Source organism: Streptomyces colwelliae, from assembly GCF_048158785.1.
GTDB lineage: Bacteria > Actinomycetota > Actinomycetes > Streptomycetales > Streptomycetaceae > Streptomyces.
Genome location: NZ_JBLTJC010000411.1, coordinates 1 through 8,605 on the forward strand (window position 1 = coordinate 1; position 8,605 = coordinate 8,605).

At 69.9% G+C, this 8,605-nt stretch carries 6 protein-coding genes and 1 pseudogene; 4 read left to right on the forward strand and 3 right to left on the reverse strand.

The window, feature by feature from the left end; translation table 11 throughout:
- Positions 1–126: 126 nt before the first annotated feature.
- The 4 genes and pseudogenes from ACNFOC_RS45860 to ACNFOC_RS45875 all read left to right on the forward strand — a co-directional run.
- Positions 127–594 (forward strand): annotated as a pseudogene (locus ACNFOC_RS45860) (mannosyltransferase YkcB-related protein); the annotation flags it as partial.
- Positions 595–806: 212 nt separating this feature from the next.
- Positions 807–1,613 (forward strand): endonuclease I family protein, encoded by an 807-nt coding sequence (locus ACNFOC_RS45865; RefSeq protein WP_416964939.1) that lies wholly within the window; start codon positions 807–809, stop codon positions 1,611–1,613.
- A gap of 144 nt (positions 1,614–1,757) precedes the next feature.
- A complete protein-coding gene (locus ACNFOC_RS45870) occupies positions 1,758–3,236 on the forward strand; it encodes a hypothetical protein (RefSeq protein ID WP_416964940.1) in 1,479 nt (492 codons plus the stop codon).
- 155 nt (positions 3,237–3,391) lie between these two features.
- A complete protein-coding gene (locus tag ACNFOC_RS45875) occupies positions 3,392–4,174 on the forward strand; it encodes a VOC family protein (protein WP_416964941.1) in 783 nt (260 codons plus the stop codon).
- A gap of 69 nt (positions 4,175–4,243) precedes the next feature.
- Here the strand turns inward: ACNFOC_RS45875 and ACNFOC_RS45880 are convergent, their stop codons facing one another.
- The 3 genes from ACNFOC_RS45880 to ACNFOC_RS45890 all read right to left on the reverse strand — a co-directional run bounded on the left by ACNFOC_RS45880 (position 4,244) and on the right by ACNFOC_RS45890 (position 8,424).
- Positions 4,244–5,929 (reverse strand): thiamine pyrophosphate-binding protein, encoded by a 1,686-nt coding sequence (locus ACNFOC_RS45880; RefSeq protein ID WP_416964942.1) that lies wholly within the window; start codon positions 5,927–5,929, stop codon positions 4,244–4,246.
- Positions 5,926–6,894 (reverse strand): agmatinase, encoded by a 969-nt coding sequence (gene speB, locus ACNFOC_RS45885; RefSeq protein ID WP_416964943.1) that lies wholly within the window; start codon positions 6,892–6,894, stop codon positions 5,926–5,928. The genes ACNFOC_RS45880 and speB overlap by 4 nt, the downstream gene beginning before the upstream one ends.
- A gap of 63 nt (positions 6,895–6,957) precedes the next feature.
- Positions 6,958–8,424 (reverse strand): sodium:solute symporter family protein, encoded by a 1,467-nt coding sequence (locus ACNFOC_RS45890; protein WP_416964944.1) that lies wholly within the window; start codon positions 8,422–8,424, stop codon positions 6,958–6,960.
- Positions 8,425–8,605 lie beyond the last annotated feature (181 nt).

Sequence of the window (8,605 nt, forward strand, 5' to 3'; positions counted from 1 at the left end):
TACCGGTCCGTTGGCGACCTCGACGACCAACGAGTCGGGCTCGTAGCGCAGTTCGACGGCGATCGAGGCGCCCTGCGCGTGCTTCAGGGCGTTGGTCAGCGCCTCCTGCACGATCCGGAACGCCGCGGTGGCGGCACCGGCGGTACGCGCGGCGGCTTCGGCGGCGGCGGTGGCGGCGGCATGGGCGGCACCACGTCCAGCGCGCTCGTCTCGTACCTGGAGAAGCACCAGGACGGCGCCAAGTGGCTGCTCGCGGTCTCCAATTCGCAGAGCGCGGGCCAGCTGATCCTCAGCACCCACAAGCCCGTCATCTCCATGTGGGGCTTCACCGGCTCCGACCAGGCGATGACCCTCGCCAAGCTCAAGGAGCTGGTGAAGAAGGGCGAGTTGCACTACATCCAGCTCGGCGGCGGCGGTATGGGCGGCAACAGCACCCTGAACACCGAGATCACCGCGTGGGTGCAGAAGAACGCGACGGCGGTGAAGGAGAGCGCGTACGACAAGAGCGCGTCCACGGAGACGAGTTCGAGTTCTTCGACCTCCACGACCAACACGTCGACGCTCTACCGGCTGGACCCGTCGGACGTGAAGTGACACCGACGTAGGTGACACGGACGTAGCCGAACGGCCAACGGCCCCCGACCACACGGTCGGGGGCCGTTTTGGTATGTCAACTCGCGTAGACACGGGGCAAATTGTCGCTTCCGGTCACCTGATCGACACGTCCAGTTTATTTACAGGACCGCATGTGCATGTCACGCTCCCGATTGCCGCCCCATTCAACCCGCGTAGATGGGACACTCTTTATGCTTGGGACACGGATCCACCGCTGGAAATCGGTGGCGTTGACCACCGCGGCCGTCCTGGTCGGCCTCGCCGCCCCCGGCCTGACCGCGACCCCGGCCGCCGCAACGACGACCGCGTACGACTCGACGTACTACAAGAACGCGATCGGCAAGACGGGTACGACCCTCAAGTCCTCGCTGCACACGATCATCAGCACCAACGTCACGAAGATCTCGTACTCCGCGGTCTGGAACGCCCTCATGGCCACCGACCAGGACCCGAACAACAGCAGCAACGTGATCCTGCTGTACAGCGGTGTCTCCCGCGCCAAGTCCCTCAACGGCGGCGACGTCGGCGACTGGAACCGCGAGCACACGTGGGCCAAGTCCCACGGTGACTTCGGCGAGGCGATCGGCCCCGGCACGGACCTGCACCACCTGCGTCCGGCCGACGTCCAGGTCAACAGCATCCGCGGCAACCTGGACTTCGACAACGGCGGCAGCGCGGTCACCAACGGCGGCGGCAGCACCGTCGACTCCGACTCCTTCGCGCCGCGCGCGGCGGACCGGGGCGACGTGGCCCGCATGATCCTCTACATGGCCGTGCGCTACGAGGGTGACGACGGCTTCGCCGACCTGGAGCCCAACGAGAAGGTCGGCAACGGCAGCAACCCCTACATGGGCAAGCTCGCCGTCCTCAAGGCCTGGAGCGCGGCGGACCCGCCGAGCGCCTTCGAGGAGAAGCGCAACCAGGTCATCTACGACACCTACCAGCACAACCGCAACCCGTTCATCGACCACCCGGAGTGGGTGGAGGCGATCTGGTAGGCAGCAGTGCCGGGCCGGGCTCCTCGCGATCCGCGGGGAGCCCGATCGTCGATACGCCTGTAGCGCCTCCCGCGCCGACGGCGACAACTGCCGTGCGGCAGGGCCGAGATGATGGCCATCGCCGCCCGCTGACATAGTGCCCGCATGCTTCGACGGGTACTGATCACCAGACGCCTCTCCGCCCTGACGGCCTGCCTCGTCGCCGTTCTCGCCTCGGTGGCGATGCCCGCGGTCCCCGCGGCGGCCGACGACTCCGGCCGGGTCTCCCTGCGGGCCGAAGTCCCGGCGGCCTTCCTGATGTACAGCGCCGACGAGGGTGCCAAGGCCGTGAACAGCGACTTCGGCGTCCCTGTCGACGTGGAACGCAGTGCCGCGGGCCCGGCCCGCAACGTCAGAGTCACCGTGGACACCTCGGGGCTGGACGGCGTCGCCCGGGTGAGCAGGGGCAGCGGCGGGAACTGCACCCAGGACGGCCCGGTGTTCACCTGCGTCTACGGCGACGTGCAGAACGGTGACGGCGAGTCCGACAACCCCTTCACCCTCAACGGCGTGGACGGCGTCGAGCCGGGCGACAGCGGGACCCTGACGTACACCGTCGTCGCGGACAACGCGACACCGTTGACCGGGACCACCCGGATGACCGTGGGCGGACCGTCGCTCCAAGCCCCGGCGCACGAAGAGTCGGTGCAGGCGGTGGCACCGGGCACGTCCCGGAAGACGACGCCCCGGTTCGCGAACCACAGCCGTTTCACGGCGGAAAAGGGTGTCGCGCTCCGTATCTCCGCGGACGAGGGGCTGCTGCTGACCTCGCGCCCCGACAACTGCTACTTCGACACCTCCGCCACCTCGGCATGGTGCGAGTTCTCCACCAGGGCCGCGCCTCACACGGCCTACCGCACCAGTGCCCCGGTCCGCTACACGGCCGCCGCCGGAAAGCTGCTGGGCACCCTCTCCTACACCTGGTCGTCCGAACCCGAGCGCCCCGCCGAACTCACGGTGCGCGGCACCGAACCCCCGCTGACCCTGACCAGGACGGCGGACCGCGGCCTCACCGGCGGCACCGGGTACGTCAAGGCCACGACCACCGTGCAGGCCGACTACCAGCCGGTGACCGCGACCGTCCGGGGCCGGGTCGGCCGCACGGTGACGGTCCAGCTGGGGGTGCGCGACAACGGCCCCGGACGGCCGTCGAGCGCGGAGACACTGGGCCGCTTCGAGGTGGTGCCGCCGGAAGGCACCACGGTGACCTCCATCCCGTACACCTTCGAGGACGACGGCGGCGACTGGGCGTGCACACGGCCGAAGAAGCACGGCGGGGCGTTCGTCTGCGAGATCGGCTACGACAGGTTCTCCGAGGTACGGCACGAAGGAGGGACGACCGTCATCGGGTTCAGGATCCGCATCGACCGCCGGGTCCCCGGCGCGAAGGGCACCATACGCACGTCCAACCCGTTCGACCGGACCCCCGGGAACGACGAGGCGCTCATCCCGCTGGCCGCGTCCCCCGCGCTGTACGACAGCACGACAGCCTGGATCGCCGTGTCCGCCACGGGGATCGCCGCGCTCGTCACCCTGGCGATCGTCCGCCGGCGCCGCCACACCCGCTCCGGCACCCGCGAATAACGCTGCCGCAGCCCGGGCACGCGCCCACCCCGGCCCTGGCGAACGTTCGGCCGTACGGTGGAAACCGGAGGCCTGTCGGTGCTCGTGCGCCGGCGGCGGCGGGCGGGACGGCATCGTGGCTTCCGCCCCGCTCCACCCCCGCCCAGGAGGACTTCATGCTCGGCACCGACTTCACCACCGGATCCCCCAACTGGCTCGACCTCGGCAGCCCCGACACCGACGCGGCCGCCGCGTTCTACGGCGCCGTCCTCGACTGGCGGTTCGTCTCCGCCGGGCCCGAGGCGGGCGGATACGGGTTCTTCCAGGTGGACGGCAAGACCGTCGCCGCCCTCGGACCGCTCACCGAGGAAGGGGCGAACTCCGCCTGGATGATCCACTTCAAGTCCGCCGACATCACGGCCACCGTCCAGGACGTCACGGCCGGTGGCGGAACCGTACGGATGGAGCCCATGGACGTCATGGGCGAGGGCATGCTGGCGCAGGCCACCGATCCCCAGGGCGCGCAGTTCGCGCTCTGGCAGCCCGGGAAGACCGCGGGTCTGGAACTCACCTCCGCCCCGAACGCCCTGCTCTGGGCCGAACTGCACGCCCCGGACCCGGAGGCGGCCATCGCCTTCTACCAGGGCCTGTTCGGCTGGCGCAGCCAGGAGATGCAAGCGCCCGGGATGACGTACCGGGTCCTGAGCACCGCCGAAGGGGACCAGCAGGACGCGTCCTTCGGCGGGGTCGCGCCGCTGAACCAAGGCGAAGGCGAACTGCCGCGCTGGGTACCGTACTTCCACTCGACGGACGTCGACGCCACGATCGAGGCGGCGCGGTCCAACGGCGGTTCCGTGCTGATGCCGGCGACGGACGTACCCGAGGTCGGCCGGATGGCCTGGCTCGCCGACCCCTTCGGCGCGGTGTTCGCGCTGCTGAAGCCGGATCCGCGGATGTGAGGCCAGGGGTGCGCCGCGGAAGTGTGACACTCCGCGCCGAAGTGTCACACTTCCGCGGGCAGGGTCCCGTCATCCCACGTGCGTAGCCGCGAACATCCGCAGCACGGCAGGGAGTACGACCACGGAGGGCCCCGGCTCCCCCAACGCCTTCGCCAGGTCCGACTCCAGTGCCTCCGGAGTCGTCCGAACCCCCCGCACCCCGAACGACTCCGCCAGCGCCACGTAGTCCGGCCGGGTCAGTTCCGTCGCCGTAGCCTCGCCGAACGCGTCCGTCATGTACTCGCGGAGGATGCCGTAGCCGCCGTCGTCGACGATGAGCCACGTGACGTTCAGGTCGTACTGCTTCGCCGTCGCCAGCTCCGCGATGGAGTACAGCGCACCCCCGTCGCCCGACACCGCCAGCACCGGACGCGTCGGGTCCGCGGCGGCCGCGCCCAGCGCCGCCGGGAAGCCGTAGCCGAGGCCGCCCGCGCCCTGCGCGGAGTGGAGGTGGTTGGGGCCCTTCGCGTCGAACGCCGACCAGGCCCAGTACGCGAGGATCGTCATGTCCCAGAAGGACGGGGAGTCGGCCGGCAGAGCCTTGCGTACGGACTCCAACACGCCTTGTTCCAGGGTCAGTTCCTGGGAGGCGATGCGTTCCCGGACCCTGCCCAGCAGCTCCCCCACCCGCTCCGCCGCCGTCGCGTCCGCCCGCTCCGTCACCGTCTCCAGCAGCGCCTGGAGCCCGTGCCACGCGTCCGCGTGGATGCCCAGCGCCGGGTGGTTCGACTCCAGTTTGCCGAGGTCCGCCTCGATCTGGATGACCCGGCCGCGCGGCGCGAACGTGTGGTAGTTCGAGGACAGTTCGCCCAGGCCCGAGCCCACCACCAGCACCACGTCCGCGTCCTCCAGGAAGTCCGTCGTGTGACGATCCTCCAGCCAGGACTGGAGGGACAGCGGGTGCGTCCACGGGAACGCGCCCTTGCCGCCCGGCGTCGTCACCACCGGCGCCTGGAGTTTCTCCGCCAGCTGCCGCAGCTTCTTCGACGCGTCCGCCCGTACGACTCCGCCGCCCGCGATGATCGCCGGGCGGGCCGCGTTCGACAGCAAGTGCGCTGCTACCGCGGTCAGTTCGGGGCGCGGGATCAGCTCCTCCGGCGTCGCGTCCACCGCCGTCACCACCGGCAGCAGGGTCGGAGCCAACAGGACGTCCTGCGGGATCTCCACCCACACCGGGCCGTGCGGAGCCGTCAGCGCCGACTTCCAGGCCTCCGCGATCGCGGACGGGATCTGTGACTGGGTACGGACCGGGTGGACGGACTTCACCACGCCCCTGAACGAGGCCGACTGGTCGGGCAGTTCATGCAAATACCCATGCCTGCCACCGCCCAGGCCCGCCGTCGGGATCTGACTGCTGATCGCCAGCACCGGGGCCGAGGCCGCCCGCGCCTCCTGTAGCGCCGCCAGTGACGTCAGTGCGCCCGGGCCCGTCGAGAGCAGCAGCGGTGCCGCCTCGCCCGTGATGCGGCCGTACGCGTCGGCCGCGAACCCGGCGTTGTTCTCCACCCGTAGGCCGATGTACCGGAGGTCGGAGCGGCGCAGGGCGTCGAACATGCCGAGCGCGTGCTGGCCCGGCAGGCCGAACACCGTCGTCGCGCCGAGGCCCGCCAGGGTCTCCACGACCAGGTCACCGCCGTTGCGGCCGGGAGGAGGATTCAGCGCGGCCTCCGTCTGAGCCGCGGTCGGGCGGAGTTCCAGGTCGTGGTCGTGGGTCACTTCGAACGAGCCTCGGCAATCTGACGGGACATGATCGTGATCAGGTCGTACGCGGTGTGCGACGCGGCCACCGACGTGATCTCGGCGTGGTCGTACGCCGGTGCCACCTCGACGACGTCCGCCGACACCAGGTTGCAGGATGCCAGGCCGCGCAGGATCTCCAGAAGTTCGCGCGAGGTCAGGCCGCCGGCCTCGGGCGTGCCTGTGCCGGGCGCGTGGGCCGGGTCGAGGCAGTCGATGTCGATGGAGATGTAGAGGGGCCGGTCGCCGATGCGCTGGCGCAGCTGGTCGGCGACCTCGTCGGCGCCCCGCCGGTAGACGTCCGCCGACGTAACGATGCCGAAGCCCATCTTCTCGTCGTCCTTGAGGTCCTGCTTGCCGTACAGGGGCCCGCGGATACCGACATGCGAGAGCGCCTCCGTGTCGAGGATGCCCTCCTCAACTGCCCTGCGGAACGGCGTCCCGTGCGTGTACTCGGCCCCGAAGTACGTGTCCCAGGTGTCGAGATGGGCGTCGAAGTGCAGCAGCGCCACCGGGCCGTGCTTCTTCGCCACCGAGCGCAGCAGCGGGAGCGCGATCGTGTGGTCGCCGCCCAGGGTCATCAACCGGGCGCCGCTGCCCAGGAGTTCGTCCGCCGCGGCCTCGATGGTCTCGACGGCCTCGTTGATGTTGAACGGGTTCGCCGCGATGTCTCCGGCGTCCGCGACCTGCGCCAGCGCGAACGGGGACGCGTCCTGCGCCGGGTTGTAGGGACGCAGCAGCCGGGACGCCTCGCGGATCGCGTTGCCGCCGAAGCGCGCGCCCGGCCGGTACGAGACACCGGCGTCGAACGGCACCCCGACCACGGCCACGTCGGCGGTACCGACCTCGTCCAGGCGCGGCAGCCGGGCGTAGGTCGCGGGTCCGGCGTACCGCGGGGTGCGGGAGGAGTCGACCGGGCCTCGGGGCGTCTCGTTGCTGGTCATGGGCACTGCCTTCTTTCCTACGCTTCGTCGCGTATGGGCTTCTTTGTACGTCCGGCTACGACTTTACTGGGAAGCCACTATCCGGTCGGACACTCGTTCGGGTGCGGCACGCCCGGCGAGACGGTCCCGCCAGGCGGCGAGTACGGCCGCGTCGGTCGCCGGCGTGGCGAGGGAGACGGTCACATAGGCGGCCAGAGACAGCAACAGGCCGTAGTAGACAGGCTCGTTGGCGAGGATGCCGTAGCCCGCCATCAGGCCGACGACCGCGAGCCCGCCGACGGCCACGGCGGCCAGCGCGCCCTGTGCGGTGCCGCGCTTCCACAGCAGTCCACCGAGGATCGGGACGAGGAGTCCGCCGACGAGCAGGTTGTACGCCACCGTCAGCGCCTCCACGACGTTGTTCAGCGCGATCGCCGTGACGATCACCGCGACGCCCATGACGAGGATGAAGACGCGGTTGCCGCGTACCTCGTCACGCTCCTCGTCGCCCTCCCGTCGTACGGCACCCCGCAGCCGCGACCAGATGTCGTTGTTGGCCACCGTGGCGCAGGCGATCAGCGCGCCCGACGACGTCGACATCACGGCGGCCAGCGCGGCGGCGAGCACCAACCCCCGTACGCCGATGGGGAGTTCGTCCTTGACGATGGTCGCGAAGGCGTCGTCCGGACTGCCGAGGTCCGGGTAGAGAACCTTGGCCGACGTGCCGATGACGGCGCCCGCGACGGCGTAGACGAGGCAGTACGTGCCCGCGACCGTGCCGCCCCACTTGGCGGTCCTGTCGCTGCCCGCCGTGAACACGCGCTGCCAGATGTCCTGGCCGATGAGCATGCCGAACGTGTAGATCAGGACGTAGGTGAAGATCGTCTCGCCGCCGATGCCCAGCGGGTCGAAGTACTCGGTGGGCAGCTTCGCCCTCATCTCGCCGAAGCCGCCGGCCTTGACGACCGCGATCGGCAGCAGGAGCAGAAGCACGCCGATCGTCTTCACCACGAACTGCACCATGTCCGTCAGCGTGATGGACCACATGCCGCCGAGCGTCGAGTACGCGACGACGATGGAGCCGCCGAGGACGATCGCGAGGGTCCGGTTCATGTCGAAGAGGACGTCGAAGATCGTGGCGTAGGCGATGGTGGACGTGACCGCCAGCATCAAGGTGTACGCCCACATGACGATGCCGGAGATGACGCCCGCCCGGCCGCCGTACCTGAGATCGAGCATCTCGGAGACGGTGTACACCTTGAGGCGGGCGATGCGGGCGGAGAAGAAGACGGAGAGGGCGAGCAGGCCGAGGCCGATGGTGAAGACCATCCAGGCGCCGGAGAGGCCGTACTGGTAGCCGAGGCCCACCCCGCCGATGGTGGACGCGCCGCCGAGGACGATCGCGGCCATGGTGCCGGAGTACATGACGGGGCCCAGGCGGCGGCCCGCGACCAGGAAGTCGCTCTTGGACCTGGCGCGGCGCATGCCCCACCAGCCCATGGCCAGCATGCCGGCCAGGTAGACGACGATGACGGTGTAGTCGACGGCCATGTGGGGGCCTCCTTCGCGCGCTGCCGGGGTCTCGGGGGGCTTGCGTCGCGACTGACCCTAGGTGGCCGGAAAGCGGCTGCGAAGTGTACGTTTCATCCACCGAAGAACGAGTGGATGGAGGAAACGTCCACCATGCCGGACCCTGTCTCTTATACACATCTCCGAGCCCACGAGACTCGTT